This window comes from Paraburkholderia sp. BR10954, from assembly GCF_040965775.1.
GTDB classification, from domain to species: domain Bacteria; phylum Pseudomonadota; class Gammaproteobacteria; order Burkholderiales; family Burkholderiaceae; genus Paraburkholderia; species Paraburkholderia youngii.
The window spans coordinates 140,452-158,027 of the sequence record NZ_JBFRCK010000009.1 but is presented as its reverse complement, the minus strand read 5'-3'; the positions used below and the strand labels follow the sequence as shown (position 1 = coordinate 158,027).

Below are 17,576 nucleotides of genomic sequence, written 5' to 3'. Positions count from 1 at the left end.
GGAGATCAGCCATGTTCTCGCATGCGTTCGGAGTCTTGCAGAAGATCGGCAAATCGCTGATGCTGCCCGTCGCCGTACTCCCGGTGGCCGGCCTGCTGCTCGGTCTCGGCGCCACCGACTTCCACGGTTACGTGCCGACCGTCGTGCTCGCGCTGATGAAGAACGCGGGCGACGTGATCTTCGCCAACCTGCCGCTGATCTTCGCGATCGGCGTCGCGCTCGGCTTCACCGAGAACGATGGCGTCTCGGGTATCGCCGCAACGATCGGGTATCTGGTGATGACGGCCACGCTGGGTGTGATCGCGAAAATACAGGGCATCGAAACCGACACGATCATGGGTATTCCGTCGATCCAGACCGGCGTGTTCGGCGGCATCCTCGCCGGTGGTCTTGCGGCCTGGATGTTCAACCGCTACTACCGGATCACGTTGCCGCCGTATCTCGGCTTCTTCGCCGGCAAGCGCTTCGTGCCCATCGTGACCGCGATCGGCTCGATAGTGCTCGGCGCGATCCTGTCCTTCGTGTGGCCGCCGATCGGCAGCGCAATCAAGGCTTTCTCGCATTGGGCGGCGGTTTCGGACCCGCGCACCGCCGCGACGGTCTACGGTTTCGTCGAACGTCTGCTGATTCCGTTCGGTCTGCATCACATCTGGAACGTGCCTTTCTTCTTCGAAATGGGCAGCTTCGTCGACCCGACGACCGGCAAGGAAGTTCACGGCGACATCACCCGCTATTTCGCGGGCGACCCCACCGCCGGCATTCTCGCGGGGGCGTTCCTGTTCAAGATGTTCGGCCTGCCGGCCGCGGCGATCGCGATCTGGCATTGCGCGAAGCCGGAGAAGAAGGTGGCCGTCGGCGGCATGATGGTGTCGGCCGCGCTGACTTCTTTTCTCACCGGCATCACCGAGCCGATCGAATTCGCGTTCCTGTTCGTCGCGCCGGTGCTGTACCTGATTCACGCATGCCTCGCGGCGTCGGCGCAGTTCGTTGCGAACACCTTGGGCATGCGCATGGGCTTCACGTTCTCGCAAGGCGGCATCGATTTTCTGATGTTCAACCTGATCGGCGGAAAGGCCACGCACGCCTGGTATGTTTTCATTCTCGGTCCAATTTACGCGGTGATCTATTACGGCGTGTTCCGCTTCGTCATCACGCGCTTCAACCTCAAGACACCCGGCCGCGAGGACGACACGGCGGATACCGTGGCGGTCGCCGCGAGCGGCGCGGGCGGACGCTCGCGCGAACTCGTGCTCGCCTTTGGCGGCCGCTCCAATATCACCAGTCTCGACGCTTGCATCACGCGGCTGCGCATCTCCGTGAAGGACCCGGCGCGCGTCGACGAACACAAGCTCAAGGCGCTCGGTGCGGCAGGTGTGGTGCGCGTGGGCAACGGCGTGCAGGCGATCTTCGGGCCGTTGTCGGAGAACATGAAAACCGACATGCAGGACTATCTGAAGACAGCGGGCGCAGAAGCGGATCTGCCGGCGGCTGGCGCACCCGGCGTGGAAGGCGCAGCAGCCGCGACTGCCGCGGCTCCAGCGGCCGTGGCCACCTCGGCGCAACACTCTGCGCAGGAAACGGAGCGCGCGGAAAAGATTCGTGCGGCGCTGGGCGGCGCGGCCAACATCCTGAAGCTCGACGCGCTGGCGGCCACGCGGTTGCGTGTCGAGCTATTGGATGCGTCGCGCATCGACGCGGCCGGCTTGAAAGCGGCGGGCGTGGCCGCCACGCAAGCATTGAAGAACGGTGCACTCGATCTGATCGTGGGTCTCGGCTCGGGCAGCCTCGCAGGCGCAATGCGATAGGAGCGACGCGTACATAGGGGGCGGTATGGAAGCAGTCAGAACTTTCCTCGAAACTCAGCCGCTGCTCGCGCTTTTTCTGACCATTGCGCTCGGCTACCTGGTCGGCGAAATCACTATCAAGGGCGTGGCTCTGGGCTCGGGGGCCGTGCTGTTCGTCGGACTCGGGCTCGGCGCGTTCGCGCCGAAATCCGCGCCGCCGGCGTTGCTGGGCACGCTCGGTCTGCTGCTGTTTCTGTATGGCATCGGCATTCAGTACGGCGCGCAGTTCTTCCGCGGACTGACGAGCCGGGAAGGCATGAAGGCCAACGCGGCCGCCTGTCTGGGCGTGATCGCTTCGGGTCTGGCGGCGTGCGCCTTCATCCACTTCGGCATCACGCTCGCCGATGCGCTCGGCATGTTCGCCGGCAGCGGCACCAGCACGGCGAGCCTGCAGGTTGCCATCGCATCGATGAAAAGCAGCAATGCCGCCGTGGCTTATAGCGTCACCTATCCATTCGGCGTGGCTGGGCCGATCCTGTTCCTCTATGTGCTGAACGCGGCCCTGAAAGCCAAAATACCGAAGCCGACCGCGAAGGTGCTGGAGACCGCGGAAATCGCATTGCGCAATGCCAGTCTCTTCGGTCTCCGGCTGTCGGAGCTCTCGACCCGCCTGCCTGCCGGCGTGGCGATAGCGGCCGTGCGGCGCGCGCATCACAATCAGTTGCCCAGCGACGACTTCACGCTGCGCGCCGACGACGTCCTTCTTGCCACCGCCACCGAGCGCCGCCCGCTCGACGAAGCAACCGCACTATGCGGCGAGTCGCAGCCCGGGCGTATTTCGAGTCATCGCGAAGACCTCGACTATCTGCGCGTGTTCGCGTCTAGCCCGGCGGTCGTCGGCACGGCGCTCGGCAATCTGCGCTATCCGGACGGCGTGAACTGCGCGATCGCGCACGTGCGGCGCGGTGATACCGATCTGCTGTCGACCCCGGATCTGATTCTCGAGGCAGGCGACCGCGTCGGTCTGCTCGTCGACAACGCGCATCGGGCGACGGTCCGCGCGTTCTTCGGCGATTCGATCAAGGGCACGGCCGAGCTGAGTTTCATCTGTCTGGGCATCGGCGCGGCAGCGGGGCTGCTGGTCGGTGCGATCCCGTTGCGCGCGCCCGGTCTCGGCGCGTTCAGCCTGGGTCTCGCGGCGTTGCTACTGGTCGCACTGTGCCTCGGCAAGGTTCGCCGCAGCGGACCTTTCGTGTGGGTGATGCCGCTCTCCGCAAATCTCGTGCTGCGCAATCTCGGGCTGACGATTTTTCTCGCGCAGGTGGGCCTGTCTTGCGGACCGAAGTTCGTTGCGACCGTCGGCACCGCCGGACCGCTGCTGCTGCTTTATGGCGTGATCACGCTGCTGGTGCTCGTCGGCGTCACGGCTGTGTGCTGCCTGTGGATCTTCAGACTGTCTTTCGATACATCGGTCGGCGTGATCTGCGGCGCGACCGGCAATCCCGCGATTCTCGCCTTCGCCAACCGCATCGCGCCGACGGATCAGCCCGACGTCATGTACGCGATGATTTTTCCGTCGATGACCATCGTCAAGGTGCTGTTCGTGCAGATCGCCATCGCGGTCGCTGCCGGCTAGGAGAAGCCGTTATCGCGACCCGCCGCTATCGGGAACGCCGCTTGCTCGATTTAGAGCCGCGACGCATTCTGCAACGATGCGCGGACGGTCCGGCGATGGAGGCCAGATGAAAGGACGGGTGGCAAGTGCGGGCGTGGCCGTTGTTCTGGTCGCCCTCATGGCCGCGCACGGCCCCACTGCGCATGCACGGGAGCCCGCGCCGGGTGCCGTCACTGCGCCGCTCGCGGCCGCCAGCGATACCGCGGCCGCGGCGCGCGGCGCGAAGCTCGCGGCCATTGGCAATTGCGTCACGTGCCACACCGCGACGGGCGGCCAGCCCCTCGCGGGCGGCCTGCCGCTGCAAACACCTTTTGGCATCATTTACTCGACCAACATCACCCCGGACAACGAAACCGGCATCGGAGGCTGGACGCTCGACGCGTTCGAACGTGCGATGCGGCGCGGCGTGTCCAGCGACGGTCATCTGCTCTACCCCGCGTTCCCGTATCCCCACTTCACGCACCTGAGCGATGCCGATATCGGCTCGCTGTATGCATGGCTGATGAGCCGCGCTCCGGTCAGCGCGCCTGCGCCGCACAACGAGCTGATCTTCCCGCTCGGCTTCAGGCCCCTCATCGCCGTGTGGAACCTTCTTTACCTGCATACCGCCAGCGAAGCCGCACCGTCGCCGACCGGAGCGCCGGAGCTCGCACGCGGGCGTTATCTGGTCGAAAGCCTCGGTCATTGCGGTGCGTGCCACACGCCGCTCGACCACCTCGGCGCCGAGCGCCGCGACCACGCGCTGCAAGGCGGCACGATCGACGGATGGGACGCACCCGCGCTGACGGACCTCGCTTCACGCCCCACGCCCTGGACGCCGGCTCAGCTCGTCGGCTATCTGCGCACGGGCCTCGCCAGCGCCCATGGCGCGGCGGCGGGTCCGATGCGCCCCGTCACGCGGACGCTCGCCGACGCATCCACTTCCGACGTCGAGGCGATGGCCGCGTATCTGCTGGCGTTGCCATCCGGGGGCCGAGGCGCGCCGGAGCATCCGGTCGCCTCGCCCTCCGCTACCTCCGCGCCCGTGTCCCCCGCGCCCGGCGGCGGCGCGAATCTGTTCGCCGCGGCCTGCGCATCGTGCCATGCCGAAGGCGCGCCGATGTCGAACGGGGGCGCTCGACCGTCGCTGTCCCTTTCCACGGCCGTCAACGCCGACAGCCCTCGCAACATGGTCCGTTTCATCCTCGATGGCATCGACTGGCACGAAAGCGATAGCGAGCCCTTCATGCCATCATTTGCCAACACCTTCACGGATGCGCAGATAGCGGAGCTCGCCAACTACACGCGCGAACGCTTCACCGCGCGCGACGCGTGGCCCACGCTCGACGCCCGTGCGGTCGCGCAATTTCGCAGGGACGGCCTGCCACGATGATCACACTCAACGTCAACGGCGTCAGTCAGACGGTCGATGTCGACCCGTCCACGCCGCTGCTCTATGTGCTGCGCAACCAATTGCAGCTCGACGGCGCGAAGTTCGGCTGCGGTCTCGGTCAATGCGGCGCATGCACGGTCAGCGTCGGCGGCGAACCGGTGTTCTCGTGCCTCATGCCGGTCGTGGCCGTGGGCGAGCGGCCAGTGCGAACCGTCGAAGGACTCGGCAGCGCGCAACATCCCGGACCACTTCAGCAAGCCTTCATCGACGAACAGGCCGCGCAATGCGGCTATTGCATCGCCGGCATGATCATGCGAGCGCAAACGCTGCTGGACCGAGTCCCGCACCCAAGCGATGAACAGATCCGCCGCTACATGCAGCCGAACCTGTGCCGCTGCGGCACGCACCTGCGCATTCTCGCGGCGATCCGGCAAGTCGCGAGCGGTTCGCCGCGTACGGGCGGGGGAGCGCAATCGTGAGCGACGGCCGCCCATTGTCCGCCGCCCACGGCACCGGTCCGGATGACCCCGCGCGGCGCCGCTTCCTCGTTGGCGGCTCGCTGATGGTGAGCTTCGCGATCGTGCCAGTCATGGCCGCGCTCGCGCAAACCACCACCGAAGCGGGCACCTTCAACGCGAGCGCCCCGAAGCTGCCGGGCAGTCTCAAGACCACGCCGTTGCTCGATGCGTGGATCAAGGTCGCCCCCGACGGCCGCGTGAGCGTATTCACGGGCAAAGCGGAGCTTGGCACGGGCATTCGCACCGCGCTGCTGCAGGTCGCCGCGGAAGAGCTGGATCTTGCGCCTGATGCGATCGAGCTGATCACCGCCGACACCACCAGAACGCCGAACGAAGGCTACACCGCCGGCAGTCACACGATGGCCGACAGCGGCACCGCGATCCTCAACGCCGCGGCTCAGGTGCGCGCGCTGCTGGTCGCGAGCGCGGCCTCGCAGTTGGGCCTCGACGCAGCGACTCTGACGACACGCGACGGCGCCGTCATTGCCGCCGACGGAAGACGCGTGAGCTATGGCGAAGCCGTGCAACACGCGGACCTGCATCAGAACGCCCAGCCCGACGCGCCGAGAAAGCCGCCATCGGCCTACGCGCTGATTGGCCATATGCTGCCGCGTGTCGATATCCCGGGCAAGGTGACGGGCGGTGCGAGCTATGTCCAGGACCTGCGGCTGCCCGGCATGCTGCATGCCCGCGTCGTGCGGCCGCCGTCTTATGGCGCGAGCCTCGTTGCAGTCGATCGCGGGCGTGTCGAGGCGCTGCCCGGGGTCGTCAAGGTCGTGCGCAACGGCAACTACCTCGCGGTGGCCGCCGACGACGAATGGCGCGCGATCCTCGCGATGCGTGAGCTGGCGCTCGCCGCGCAGTGGCGGCCCGGGCCGCCGCTGCCCGATCCGGCGAACGTCCACGCGTTGCTGATGAGCCTGCCCGCACAGGAAATCGCGGTGGCCGATCGGGGCGCGGCGACCGGCGCGGCCGCACCGATGGCGACGCTGCGGGCGCGCTATTCGAGGCCGTATCTGACGCATGGCTCGATTGGGCCATCGTGCGCGGTCGCGCGACTCGACAACGATGTGATGACCGTTTGGACGCATACGCAAGGCGTCTATCCGCTGCATGCCGGCATCGCCGAAATGCTCGCGATGCCGCCCGGCAAGGTGCACTGCGTGCATGTGGAAGGTTCGGGCTGCTACGGACACAACGGCGCGGACGATGTCGCGGCCGATGCCGCCCTGATCGCCCGCGAGTTGCCTGGTCGACCGGTGCGGGTGCAATTGATGCGCGAACAGGAACACATGTGGGAGCCGTTCGGCCCGGCCATGACAGTCGACGCAAAGGCAACGCTCGATGCGGCAGGCATGATTGCCGACTGGCGTTACGAGCTATGGAGCAATACGCATAACAACCGCATCGAGAATGCGGGCCGCCTGCTGCCCGCGCAGCTCCTTGCGCAGCCGTTCACCCCCGCGCCGCCGAAGCCGATTCCGATGCCGGAAGGCGGAGGCGACCGCAACAGCATTCCGCTCTACCGCGTGCCCAGCCTGCACGTGCAGCATCATTTCGTGCCCACGATGCCGATCCGCGTCTCCGCGATGCGTTCGCTCGGCGCGCACATGAACGTGTTCGCGATCGAGAGCTTCATCGACGAGCTAGCCAGAGCCGCGCACGCCGATCCCGTTGCGTTTCGCCTCAAACATCTCGATGATCCGCGCGCACATGGCGTGATTCGCGCCGTAGCCGATCAATTCGGCTGGCATGCTCACAGCGCGCTAACGGGCGACGCTAGCCCGCGTTCACACGGTACCGGCTTTGCGTTTGCCCAATACAAGAACCTGATGGCCTACTTTGCCGTCGCGATGGACGTGACGGTAATGCGCGATACCGGCGAGCTCAGCATCGAGCGCGTCGTCGCAGCCGTCGATTGCGGACAGATCGTGAATCCGGACGGTGTGCGCAATCAGATCGAAGGCGGCATTTTGCAAACCGCGAGCTGGACGCTCTATGAAGAAACGCAATTCGATCCGCAACGCATCACGAGCTATGACTGGAGCACTTATCCGATCATGCGCTTCTCGTCCGTACCCAAACGCGTGGACGTGCTGTTGATCGACCGGCCTGGCTTGCCATTCCTGGGTGTCGGAGAAGCGGCGCAAGGCCCGGCCGCCGCGGCGCTCGCGAACGCGATCGACGACGCGACGGGTGTGCGGATCCGTGACTTGCCGTTGCTCGGGGCGAACGGCAAGAAGATGCTCGAGGCGTGACGGGGCTTTCGCGTTAACAAACGAACGCGCCGCGCGATCTTCGGCGCGGCGCCGGGACTGCGCTCAGTGGCCGCCGGACGGAAACGAGAACGTCGCGCGCGCGCTGCCATTGCCGCGGACGTTCACCGTCTGCTTTCTGGTCACGCCGCTGTAAGTGGCGCTGATCGTATAACGCCCTTGAGGCAGCCGCACGAGCATGTACGGCCCCTTCGACGTGGCCTCGAACACGGAAGCGCCGCCTTTGGCGATCTGCACCTGGACGTCGGCCACATAGCTCGCACCGGGTCCCGTGAACTGCAGAGACAGCGGCCACTGCCTGCGTGCCTGCCGCAGCGCGGTCGACTCGTCGCGGCCAACTCCGCCGGTCACGAACGATATGTCGCCCTGCTGCTGCGTCGGTGGCATGCCGGTCCGGTGGATCTCGCTGGCGCTCTGCGGAGCAGCCGTCTGCGCGACCGCGACGCCTGCCTGAACCAGTGTGAACGCCGCGGCGAGCAGGGTCGACGCGATCCAGGGAGCGTTTCGTTGCATTTTCATCGTGACTGCTCCTTACAGTATTGCCGACTGCCGGTTAGAGTGCGTGCCCGGTTCGTCGGGTGGAAGAACGCTTGCACCAGGTTGGAAACGCATCGCGCGCCGGGGGCCGGCCACGAGCGAGGGCACCTCACGACCACGGTCAGCAGCGGACTTATCACGAATAATACGACATAGGGCGCGTAGGAGAGTGTAGATACGCCAATGGGTCACTGCCATGCATACCGCGCAAATGGTCCCCGGCATCGGTCAGCAATGTTTGAGCCAATCCCGGACCAGAACTTATAAGACATTCTTCAGAACGCCGGAGCTAGGCGCCGCCTCGATCTTGAGAAGCCCATTCAATCGTCTATGTTCAAAGAGACGTTATTGGGCAGACGCGCCGTCGCGGTCAGGAGGATGTCGCCATGTCATTACTCGCGCCATCCGGTGCTGGACTGCGGCACCTATGCCTGGTCGCATCGATAAGTGTGGGTGCGGCCTTTCCCGCTTCAATCGCTGCACAGGTAGTGCGGACAGAGGTTCTACCGCTGCAGTCGGTCACACTCACCGACGAACAGTTCCTCGGCGGACAAGAAGCGGGCAAGCCGGTCACCGTTGCCGGAGTGCTGAGCCTACCCAAGGCGGGTTCGGATCGTCTTCCTGCGATCGTCATGCTTCATCCATCGGGCGGCATCAACAGCGGTATCACCGACTGGCAGCAGGAGTTCCTTGCGATGGGCGTCGCCACGTTCGTTGTCGACAGTTTCGCGGGGCGCGGTGTCGTCAGCACGCTCAACGACCAGGGGCAACTGGGCCGGCTCGTGCAACTCGAGGACGCGTATCGCGCACTCGACCTGCTCCAGAAGCATCCAAGAGTCGATCCGGAGCGGGTGATACTGATGGGCGAATCACGCGGCGGACAACCAGCGTTATATGCCGACCTCAAACGGTTTCAACAATTGCATGGCTCCACTTCCGGCAAGGGCTTCGCCGGGTACATCGCGTTCTATCCGAACTGCAACACGACCTTTAGAGCCGATGACGATTTCGACGACAAGCCCGTGCTCGTTTTTCATGGCAGTGCAGATGAGTTTGCTCCAGTCGCGTCATGCCGCGCATACGTCGAAAGACTGCGCGCCAAGGGAAAAGACATCAAGTTCGTCGAGTACTCGGGCGCCCAGCATATGTTCGACTGGAAAGCCGCGGCGAAGCCAATCGTTCTCGCCAAGGCGCAGACCATAAGAAGCTGTCAACTGAGCGAAGCACAGAACGGCCAAATCATGGACGCAGCGACTGGCCAGCTTTTTACTTACAGCGATCCCTGCGTCGAGTATGGAGCAACCCTCGCGTACGACGAAAAGGCCGCGATCGATGCCAGGAAGACCGTCCGCGAGTTCGTGACGGGTACGCTCAAACTTGGCGCGCCCGCTCCGTGACCCGGAAGGCCGGTTCGTTTGCGAACTTGGGTTGTCCTGAGCTTCGACGAACGGCCGTCTCCTGACAAGAGCCAGTTTCACTTTCAATGCGTCCTTATGCGCGTTTCAGGTATGAAGCGCACATCGGCGCTGTAATAGCCATAACACTCGCTGCTTTCCCGGCTCCCATTTTTGGGCCGCTATTTCAATGCGTCCGTCCGGGTGTGCGGAGAGCTCGCTTTACCTGTCGGATGTCTTTTCGCCTTCCGGACAATTAACCAAGTCTTCTGGGGTTGGCAATTTTTAACCATAACATTCAGGAGTAGCATCGTGCGTGTATTGCATTGATGGGGTGGACGCCGTTCATTAACCAATACACCACGGAGAAACAGCATGAAGATGCGTACTCTGGGCCGCAACGGCCCCACGGTTTCGGCACTTGGGCTGGGCTGCATGGGCATGTCGGATTTCTACGGTCCTGCGGATCGCACCGAAAGCATCGCCACGCTGCACTCGGCGCTCGAAGCCCGCTGAGCGAAGTCCCCGGCGGCCCACTGAGGCGGCGTGCCATTGCAGCCGCGCGCGCGAAGGCTATCGACCTTCGTAATAGAGACGTCATCGGGGATCACGCGTACCGAACACTCGTACAAGAGCTGGACTGGGCTGAACTGTCCGCTGGCGGCAACGCGCCGTCATAGCGTCCTGACGAGCGGAGAACGCCCTTTAAGGAGACCTTCTTGATGCTCGCGGACACGGTGCGCAGAGGTAACCGGTCCGCGTCTGGAGGGCACGAGTTCCTAGCGGATCCCGCGCTTGATCAGCGGAATCAGCGAGTCGATCGTCGCGGGTGTCTGCACACCTGCGCCGGTGTTGATGGTCAGTCCCGCGAAATGATAGGCAGCCGAGAGCACGCATTGCGTAACCGGCAGGAAACCCTGCAGATAGAGCTGCTGGTCGAGCGTCGCAGTGAGGTACTTGTTCTGCAACCCGGAAATCGTGGCGGGCGCCAGATCGATGCCGCCCACGATGATTTGCCCCGGCTTCTTGCCAGCCTGCTGGAGCGCCTGCGGAATGAACCCGGTCACGCCGCCGTGCTGCGTGCCGATCGCCTTCAGATCAGGGTGCGCCTGGATAAAGGCGACCAGGATCGGCACGGCAAGCGATGAATCGGCATCCACCTGCGGTGAGATATTGAGCCTCGTCACCTTCACACCGGCCTTTTCCAGCGTCTCGGAAAGGCCACGGTCAGACTGGCTGCGCACGCTCTCGTTGAAGACGCCATATTCGAGCGCCTCGTCGCCCTTCTTGAGCCCGGCGTTGAGCATTGCCTGAGCAGTGATCTGCCCGCCGATGTAGAGCTCGACGCCGGCGTAGCCGAAGCCCTTCGCGTCGTAGAGCTTCTGGTTTTCGGGCAGCGGCGTATTGCCGACGGTAACGATGATGCCCTGGTCTACCGCCTGTTTGATCAGAGGTGCGAAGGCTGGATCGCCAGGATGGCCCATGATGCCGATACACGTCGGATGCGCCGCCATCGCCTGGCGAAACTGCGCAAGCATCGTCTCCGGACTCCAGGCCGAAAACTGCTCGATCACCTTGATGCCGAGGGCATGTCCCGCGTCCGCAGCGCCGGTCTGACGTGGCAGCGTCGCGCCGTCGCCGGGGTTACCGCCCATCTGCATATACATCGTCATCCCGGCGCCGAGCGGCCCCGTCGTGGTCGGCTCGGTGGCACCGGCGGTTGGCGCGAGGCCGAACGCAACAACGCTCGCCCCTAGTAGGAATCCCGTCATGATCTTGATCATTTCTGCTCCTATCTCCTGATTTAACGGCTTTATCTCCCGCCAAACCTGAGTTTTTCGCGCAATACACGCAGCCTGGCGGGATTCTCGACCAACAGATGCAGGATCACGGCGACGATGAACACCACTCCTTCGATCGCCTGTACCCAGAAGCCGGCGATACCTGTCGCAACGATTCCCGCCTCCAGCATGCCAATCACGAAGGTGCCGAAGAACGTGCCCACGATCGTCGCCGTGCCACCGAACACCGAGGTTCCGCCGATGAACACGCCGGCCAGCGCCGGCAGCAGGTAGCCTTGCCCCTGGGTCGAGAAGTAGTTCAGATTCTCGAGCGTGAGCAGAACCGTTGCGAATCCGGCCAGCACACCCATCAGCGTGAACAGTTTCACCGTCTCACGCGGCACGTTGATGCCCACGACCTTCGCCACGTTGCGGTTGTCTCCGATGAACAGCACGTGCTCGCCGAAACGGTGGCGATTGAGGATGAACCACATGAATACTGCGAGCCCGAGCGCCCAGAGCGCTTGCATCGGGACCACGTCGAACAGCGTGCCCGCGAATACTGCATAAGCCGAACCACTGGCGAGTTGCTGTAGCGCATTGGAAAGCCCGCCGGAAAGGATCGAAGCAACACCGGCCCAGAGGAACTGCGTGCCAATCGTCACGATGATCGACGGCACACCGACCACCGCGACCAACACCCCGTTCACCACGCCGACCAGCGCGCCGCCAGCCAACGCCGCAATAACGGCAAGCCAGGCCGATCCAGTGGTGTTCACGCACCAGGCGAACAGAAAGCCGGCGAATGCCATTACCGACGGGAACGACAGATCGATCTCGCCGGCCGCAATCACCAGAGTCAGCCCGATCGCCAACACCACCAGCGGCGGCACGGTGGTCAGGAAGGAGAAGTAGATTGGCCAGCCTAAAAAGACCCGCGGTGCGGTCGCCATGAACAGGCCGACCACCAACGCAAACACGACCACGCTCGGCAATCCCTCTACGCGAGCAAAAGCTGGTAGGCGAAAAAACACTAACCGCGCCGGCCGTTTTTCTTTTATCGGATCGCTCACGTCCGTGTCCCCGCAACCGGCGCCGGCCCGTGCCCGCTCTGCTGTAGCGAAATCAGGAACCGGGTGAGTTCCTCGAGGCTCATCTCACCGGACTTGAATTCCGCGACGATCCGGCCACGATCGAGCACGACCAGTCGATCGGCGAGCTCGTGCACATGGGCGAGGTTATGTTCGATGTAGATGCAAGCGCGGCCGGATTCCTTGATCGAACGCACAAAGTCGAGAACCTTGCGCACCTCGCTGATGGCTAGCGCCACCGTCGGTTCATCGAGAATGATCAGATCGCTTTCGAAATACATTGCCCGTCCGATCGCGATGCCCTGGCGCTCGCCACCGGAGAGTTTCGCAATCAACGAATCCGCGTCGATCCCCACGCCGCGGAAACCGAGCTGGTGCTTCAAGATTTCGTTGGCGATGCGCCGTTGTTCGGCAACATTGATGAAACCGAACCGGTTGGTGATTTGCCGGCCGACAAAAAAATTACGCCACAGCGGCTGCTTCTCGCCCAGCGATTTTTCCTGATAGACCGTCTCGAAGCGCAATCGGTGCGCCTCGCGCACGGAAAAGCGGCTCCAGTCGACCTCCTCGTCGCGGATGAACAGCTTGCCCGTGCTCGGCCGCACGACACCGGTCAGCACCTTGATGAGCGTCGATTTGCCCGCGCCGTTGTCGCCGATCAGGCCGACGATCTCGTTGCGCCCAATGGCGAGGTCGATGCCGGAAAGCGCGCGTATTTTGCCGTAGGACAGGCTGATGCCCTGCGCGCGCACGATATGTCGCCAGGCGCTCGTAGCGGGCGCGGCATCGCTCGCCGTCACGCTACGCCCCAGCTCGAAGAAACCACAGTGATGTTGTGTACGACGATAGCCATAAAACCTTCCTTTTGCTTATCGATCGCCGCATCAACTTACATTGAAACTGTCTATGCAATTCAGCAAGATTTAAAGTCTAGTTCAAGAATCGCCCGACCGTGGCTAGAAAGTGCCGGCGGCGTGACAGCGCGGGCGTCACGGCGTCTATCACTCAAACTGGCCAGGGGACTATGATGATAGAAGCTGCATTCATCAGCGCAGGAGCACATCATGACCTCCAATCCATCCGCTGAGCCGACCGGCACCTCTCGCGATCCCGCGCAAACTTCCGCCGGCACGACTGGCCATCCCGATCCGAAGGGTTCGCAAAAACCGACCCTAGACGACCTTCCTAACGCGGACGCGGCAGAGCCCGAGCCTCACGAGCATCTCCCGTCCAGAAGCGACGACAACTGATTCAACACCACAGGTGCCGACGCCGTCCGCGTGACGATCCACGCCGCGGGTTCGCGAGTGGATCGCCATGCTTTCGCGCCGACGCCGCGAAGTCGGGGAAGCTCGCGGTTCACTCAAACGGCCCGATGGATTTCGTCAGACGAAGTCGCGACCCGGTGGGAACCGCACAGGAGCAGATCATGCAGAACGTGCTGGTAGGTTATGACGGGTCGGCATCCGCGCAATATGCCGTGACTTTCGCGGTCGATCTGGCCAAGCGTTTCGACGCGCGCTTACATGTGCTCGTCGTCGCGCGCACGCCGGACTGGGGCGCGATCGAAGTCGAGCGAAAAAATCTGATCGAGCTGGAAGTGCGCCATGCCAACGAGATCCTCGACGACGTGAAGGCGAAGCTCGCCGCTTCGAACGGGGCCGTGGAGTTCGATCTCGTGGTCGGGCCGCCCGCGAAAGAGATCGTGCTGTATGCGGAGCGGCATGCTATCGATCATCTCGTGGTGGGGCATCGCGGACATACGCCGTTCGATCGCTGGCTGATCGGCTCGGTCGCCCGCCAGGTGCTCGCCTACGCGCCGTGCGCGGTCACCATCGTGCGCGATCCGGCGACCATGAAAAAAACGCGGCATGAGAATTGACCGTCCCTGAAGTTTGGTCTTCCAGGAGGCCAAATCAGCGACTGCCTCGCAATATGCAAATAAGCGATTGCCATAACTTTCACGACTTCCGTGAACTGGCACGGCTCAGACTGCCGGGCCCGATCTTTAACTACATCGATGGCGCCGCCGACGACGAAGTGACCTATCGCCGGAACACCGCGAGCTTCCAGCAATGTGACCTGGTACCCAATGTGTTGCGGGGAGTTGGTGACGTGGATCTCTCGGTGCACGTGCTCGGCCAGCGGCTGGCGATGCCTGTGTATTGTTCCCCGACCGCACTGCAACGCCTTTTTCACCATGAAGGCGAACGCGCAGTGGCCGCCGCGGCGTCGAAGTACGGAACGATGTTCGGCGTTTCTTCGCTCGGCACGGTCAGCATGGAAGAGTTGCGCAAAGCGTTCCCGACACCGCAGGTGTACCAGTTCTACTTCCATAAGGACCGCGGTTTAAACCGTGCAATGATGCAACGCGCCAAAGAGACTGGCATCGACGTGATGATGCTGACGGTCGACAGTATCACCGGTGGAAACCGCGAGCGCGACTTGCGTACGGGTTTCACCATCCCTTTCAAACTCACCTTGGGCGGTATGCTTCAATTCGCGCTGAAGCCCAAGTGGGTTTTGAACTACGTCACGCATGAGCGCTTTTCCATGCCGCAACTGGAGACCCACGTCGACTTTGGCGGCGGTGCGATGTCGATTGGCCGCTACTTCACGGAAATGTTGGACCCTTCGATGAATTGGGACGACGTCGCCGAGATGGTCCGTGACTGGGATGGCCAGTTTTGCCTCAAGGGCGTGATGTCTGTCGAGGACGCGAAGCGTGCGGCCGCAATTGGCTGTACCGGCATCGTGCTGTCCAATCATGGCGGCAGGCAGCTGGATGGATCGAGAGCCGCGTTCGATCAGCTTGCGGAGGTTGTAGATGCCGTGGGCGACAAGCTGGACGTCATCATGGATGGAGGAGTGCAACGCGGAACACATGTTCTGAAGGCTCTGGCTCTAGGGGCCAAAGCCGTTGGCGTCGGACGTTACTATTTGTTCCCGCTGGCAGCGGCTGGGCAGGCCGGCGTTGAGCGGGCGCTGGCCTTGATGAGAACAGAGTTAGAGCGGGGCATGAAATTGATGGGATGTAGCTCGGTGAGCGAGCTCTCTCGCGAAAGTCTTCGCTTTCGATAGCCTGCCCCGCAAAGCAGTTGAGTACGCGTCACCTGCTGAGACGTCGATACGCACTCAGGTGCCTCAGAAGTCCCCGCTTGTCGCCTCGGATCTCGCTCAGGCGTGCAATATTGAAGTGAGCGTCGGCATGAGTGGGGTTGAGCTCGATGCATCGTTCATAGGCTTGCACCGCTGCGTCGTAGCGCTCCAGTTCTTCCAGAGCGACCGCACGATTGAAGTGCAACAGAGCGTCCTGCGGAAAATGCTCGAGCGCCCGGTCAAAGACGGACAATGCCTCGTCGTACTTCATTCCGACCTCGCAAAGCAGGACGCCCAGGTTGTTATAAGCGTCGTAGTGCGGAGTCGGCGATAACTCCAGCACCTTTTTATAGGCCTGCTCAGCACCGATGACGTCGCTACCGGTAAGTTCCTCTGCAAGAGCAAACCACTCCTCGGTTTGCTTTTCCCGGCCAACGATGTTCCGGGGCGCAGCGTCGAGGAACGCCACTTCGCCCTTGACAGGCGCCACTTCCAGATCGAGCAGAAGCTGGCCCGAGGTCGCATCCCATTGTGATTCACCTGTCTTGACGACCACCGAGTCACCGACAGCCGTAATACGGATGCCGGTCAGTGGAAGCTCTTCAGGCAATTCCGCTTTGAGCCGCGCAAGCGCTCGTAGAATCTTTCGCGACGCGATTTTGGCCGACTGAAGCTGGAAAGCTGTGCGCAACAACACGACGTCGCGGAACGTGAACCGGAGCTCGTTACGACGACCGCGCGACGGCTGCACGAATCCAGCGTCTATCAGGCCGGACAGCACTCGTCGTGAGACACCCAGCAGCGACTGGAGACTGCGCAACGAGTAGTCGTGCGAGGCATTGCGCCTTTTCACTTGCGCGCCCGAACCTTGGCCGGAGCCGCTTCTTCAACCTTGGCGGGCGCCCTCTTCGCCGGTCGCCTCGGTTTGGATGCGAGCTCATCGGAAGCGGCTGCGGGCGCCTTTTTTACGGGCGCGGCTTTTGCGGATGCGGCCTGTTTGGTCTTGTTGCGGCCAAGGCTCGCACGAAGGGCTTCCATCAGGTCAATCACTTCGGCGCCCGACTCCATGCCCGGTTCGGCCGGAGACACTATCTGCTTGCCGGCGATTTTCTGGTCGATCGCTGCCAGAATCCGCTTCTTCTCCTCATCCTCGTATGCCGTTGGGTCATACGAGTCTTCGGAAACCTGGTCGATTATTTGCAGCGCGAGCTGCAGCTCGGTGCCCGTCACTGCAACATGCTCGATGTGCAATTCGCTAAGCGAGCGAACCTCGTCCGCGAACAACAGTTGCTGAAACACCATGCCATCTTCGGCTGAGCGAATCTGGACGATGCGCGTCTTCCCCTTGTATGACCATTTTGCGAGCGCGCACCGTTCGCTTTCGCGCATCGCCTGCTGAAGCAGACTGTACGGTTTGCCGCCGCGCTTGTCCGGCGCGATGAAATAAGCCTTGTCGTAATACAGCGGGTCTACTGACCTCTCCGGCACGAAGGAGACAATCTCAACGACATGCGTTGCGCCTTCCTCGAGCGCTTTCAGTTCGTCTGGCGTGAAAACGACGAACTGGCCTTTCTCAAACTCATAGCCTTTCTTCATGTCGGCTCGCGCCACGACCTCGCCTGTCGCCTCGGAGATGTACTGCTGTTTGACCCGCCCGCCGTCAGGCGTCAGGAGATGGAATCCCACACCTGAAGCACTGTCGGTCGCCGAGTAGAGCTTGACCGGAATTGATACCAGACCGAAGGAAAGCGTCAGAGACGCAATTGAACGCGCAGCCATGACTGTCTCCCGATAACCGGCGACCGCTGGTCGCACAAACTCGGTTGGATCGCACGAAGGTGAACTACGAAGGTGAACTGTGCTTGGGGAATTCTACGGCGTTTTAACGCGCTAACGCCCGGTGAGATCGCAAAGCATAGGTCGTGCCTGTCGGTATAGATCTGGGTGCAGTGTCCTGGGCTTAGCACATCAGCACGTGCAGCAATCCGGGTGCGGAGGTTGATATTTCTCAATTGGCAAACGTTAAAACGAAACAAGTTTCGTCAATAG

The 17,576-nt window shown here is 62.8% G+C and carries 15 protein-coding genes and 1 pseudogene; 10 read left to right on the top strand and 6 right to left on the bottom strand.

Annotated features, from left to right (window positions below; all coding sequences use genetic code 11):
• The first annotated feature begins 11 nt into the window (after positions 1 to 11).
• The 5 genes from ptsG to AB4Y34_RS15830 all read left to right on the top strand — a co-directional run bounded on the left by ptsG (position 12) and on the right by AB4Y34_RS15830 (position 7,607).
• A complete protein-coding gene (ptsG, locus tag AB4Y34_RS15850) occupies positions 12 to 1,805 on the top strand; it encodes a PTS glucose transporter subunit IIBC (RefSeq protein WP_368716561.1) in 1,794 nt (597 codons plus the stop codon).
• Positions 1,806 to 1,830: 25 nt separating this feature from the next.
• Entirely contained in the window at positions 1,831 to 3,420 is a 1,590-nt protein-coding gene (locus AB4Y34_RS15845) for an aspartate:alanine exchanger family transporter (protein ID WP_368716560.1), read from the top strand.
• Between the two features lie 106 nt (positions 3,421 to 3,526).
• The gene (locus tag AB4Y34_RS15840) at positions 3,527 to 4,831 is read left to right on the top strand and encodes a cytochrome c (RefSeq protein ID WP_368716559.1); all 1,305 of its coding nucleotides are present in this window, start codon (positions 3,527 to 3,529) and stop codon (positions 4,829 to 4,831) included.
• Entirely contained in the window at positions 4,828 to 5,310 is a 483-nt protein-coding gene (locus tag AB4Y34_RS15835; protein WP_368716558.1) for a (2Fe-2S)-binding protein, read from the top strand. Before AB4Y34_RS15840 ends, AB4Y34_RS15835 begins: the two co-directional genes overlap by 4 nt.
• Entirely contained in the window at positions 5,307 to 7,607 is a 2,301-nt protein-coding gene (locus AB4Y34_RS15830) for a molybdopterin cofactor-binding domain-containing protein (RefSeq protein ID WP_368716557.1), read from the top strand. The genes AB4Y34_RS15835 and AB4Y34_RS15830 overlap by 4 nt, the downstream gene beginning before the upstream one ends.
• 63 nt (positions 7,608 to 7,670) lie before the next feature.
• Here AB4Y34_RS15830 and AB4Y34_RS15825 read toward each other — a convergent pair whose 3' ends face one another.
• Complete coding sequence (locus AB4Y34_RS15825; RefSeq protein ID WP_368716556.1) at positions 7,671 to 8,144, bottom strand: carboxypeptidase regulatory-like domain-containing protein; 474 nt, start codon at positions 8,142 to 8,144, stop codon at positions 7,671 to 7,673.
• A gap of 404 nt (positions 8,145 to 8,548) precedes the next feature.
• Here AB4Y34_RS15825 and AB4Y34_RS15820 point away from each other — a divergent pair, with 404 nt between their 5' ends.
• Together AB4Y34_RS15820 and AB4Y34_RS15815 are read left to right on the top strand one after the other, a co-directional pair.
• Entirely contained in the window at positions 8,549 to 9,559 is a 1,011-nt protein-coding gene (locus AB4Y34_RS15820; protein WP_368716555.1) for a dienelactone hydrolase family protein, read from the top strand.
• 372 nt (positions 9,560 to 9,931) lie between these two features.
• Positions 9,932 to 10,063: pseudogene (locus AB4Y34_RS15815) on the top strand (aldo/keto reductase); the annotation flags it as partial.
• 272 nt (positions 10,064 to 10,335) lie between these two features.
• On the opposite strand, the gene AB4Y34_RS15810 reads toward AB4Y34_RS15815, so the two are convergent.
• The 3 genes from AB4Y34_RS15810 to AB4Y34_RS15800 are packed head-to-tail and all read right to left on the bottom strand — an operon-like array spanning position 10,336 to position 13,180.
• The gene (locus AB4Y34_RS15810; protein ID WP_176107395.1) at positions 10,336 to 11,340 is read right to left on the bottom strand and encodes a substrate-binding domain-containing protein; all 1,005 of its coding nucleotides are present in this window, start codon (positions 11,338 to 11,340) and stop codon (positions 10,336 to 10,338) included.
• 29 nt (positions 11,341 to 11,369) lie between these two features.
• Positions 11,370 to 12,410: an ABC transporter permease gene (locus tag AB4Y34_RS15805; protein ID WP_368367219.1), complete on the bottom strand. Its 1,041-nt coding sequence runs from the start codon at positions 12,408 to 12,410 to the stop codon at positions 11,370 to 11,372.
• The gene (locus AB4Y34_RS15800; RefSeq protein WP_368367220.1) at positions 12,407 to 13,180 is read right to left on the bottom strand and encodes an ATP-binding cassette domain-containing protein; all 774 of its coding nucleotides are present in this window, start codon (positions 13,178 to 13,180) and stop codon (positions 12,407 to 12,409) included. The genes AB4Y34_RS15805 and AB4Y34_RS15800 overlap by 4 nt, the downstream gene beginning before the upstream one ends.
• Before the next feature lie 312 nt (positions 13,181 to 13,492).
• On the opposite strand from AB4Y34_RS15800, the gene AB4Y34_RS15795 reads away from it, so the two are divergent.
• The 3 genes from AB4Y34_RS15795 (at position 13,493) to AB4Y34_RS15785 (ending at position 15,509) form a co-directional block, all read left to right on the top strand.
• Positions 13,493 to 13,678 (top strand): hypothetical protein, encoded by a 186-nt coding sequence (locus AB4Y34_RS15795; protein WP_176379764.1) that lies wholly within the window; start codon positions 13,493 to 13,495, stop codon positions 13,676 to 13,678.
• Between the two features lie 179 nt (positions 13,679 to 13,857).
• Positions 13,858 to 14,310 (top strand): universal stress protein, encoded by a 453-nt coding sequence (locus AB4Y34_RS15790; RefSeq protein WP_176379765.1) that lies wholly within the window; start codon positions 13,858 to 13,860, stop codon positions 14,308 to 14,310.
• Between the two features lie 53 nt (positions 14,311 to 14,363).
• Positions 14,364 to 15,509 carry an alpha-hydroxy acid oxidase gene (locus AB4Y34_RS15785; RefSeq protein ID WP_176379766.1) on the top strand — a complete coding sequence of 382 codons (1,146 nt, stop codon included), beginning with the start codon at positions 14,364 to 14,366 and terminating at the stop codon, positions 15,507 to 15,509.
• 28 nt (positions 15,510 to 15,537) lie between these two features.
• Here AB4Y34_RS15785 and AB4Y34_RS15780 read toward each other — a convergent pair whose 3' ends face one another.
• Both AB4Y34_RS15780 and AB4Y34_RS15775 read right to left on the bottom strand, forming a co-directional pair.
• Positions 15,538 to 16,380, bottom strand: coding sequence for a tetratricopeptide repeat protein (locus AB4Y34_RS15780; RefSeq protein WP_368716554.1), 843 nt, complete (start codon positions 16,378 to 16,380; stop codon positions 15,538 to 15,540).
• On the bottom strand, positions 16,377 to 17,306 hold the full coding sequence (locus AB4Y34_RS15775) for a Ku protein (RefSeq protein WP_176120492.1): 930 nt from the start codon (positions 17,304 to 17,306) through the stop codon (positions 16,377 to 16,379). The genes AB4Y34_RS15780 and AB4Y34_RS15775 overlap by 4 nt, the downstream gene beginning before the upstream one ends.
• Between the last annotated feature and the right edge of the window lie 270 nt (positions 17,307 to 17,576).

Bases quoted from the DNA above. Each gene is read 5' to 3' on its own strand.
- ptsG (WP_368716561.1), top strand. From the start codon at position 12: ATGTTCTCGCATGCGTTCGGAGTCTTGCAGAAGATCGGCAAATCGCTG.
- AB4Y34_RS15845 (WP_368716560.1), top strand. From the start codon at position 1,831: ATGGAAGCAGTCAGAACTTTCCTCGAAACTCAGCCGCTGCTCGCGCTT.
- AB4Y34_RS15840 (WP_368716559.1), top strand. From the start codon at position 3,527: ATGAAAGGACGGGTGGCAAGTGCGGGCGTGGCCGTTGTTCTGGTCGCC.
- AB4Y34_RS15835 (WP_368716558.1), top strand. From the start codon at position 4,828: ATGATCACACTCAACGTCAACGGCGTCAGTCAGACGGTCGATGTCGAC.
- AB4Y34_RS15825 (WP_368716556.1), bottom strand. From the start codon at position 8,144: ATGAAAATGCAACGAAACGCTCCCTGGATCGCGTCGACCCTGCTCGCC.
- AB4Y34_RS15820 (WP_368716555.1), top strand. From the start codon at position 8,549: ATGTCATTACTCGCGCCATCCGGTGCTGGACTGCGGCACCTATGCCTG.
- AB4Y34_RS15810 (WP_176107395.1), bottom strand. From the start codon at position 11,340: ATGATCAAGATCATGACGGGATTCCTACTAGGGGCGAGCGTTGTTGCG.
- AB4Y34_RS15795 (WP_176379764.1), top strand. From the start codon at position 13,493: ATGACCTCCAATCCATCCGCTGAGCCGACCGGCACCTCTCGCGATCCC.
- AB4Y34_RS15790 (WP_176379765.1), top strand. From the start codon at position 13,858: ATGCAGAACGTGCTGGTAGGTTATGACGGGTCGGCATCCGCGCAATAT.
- AB4Y34_RS15785 (WP_176379766.1), top strand. From the start codon at position 14,364: ATGCAAATAAGCGATTGCCATAACTTTCACGACTTCCGTGAACTGGCA.
- AB4Y34_RS15775 (WP_176120492.1), bottom strand. From the start codon at position 17,306: ATGGCTGCGCGTTCAATTGCGTCTCTGACGCTTTCCTTCGGTCTGGTA.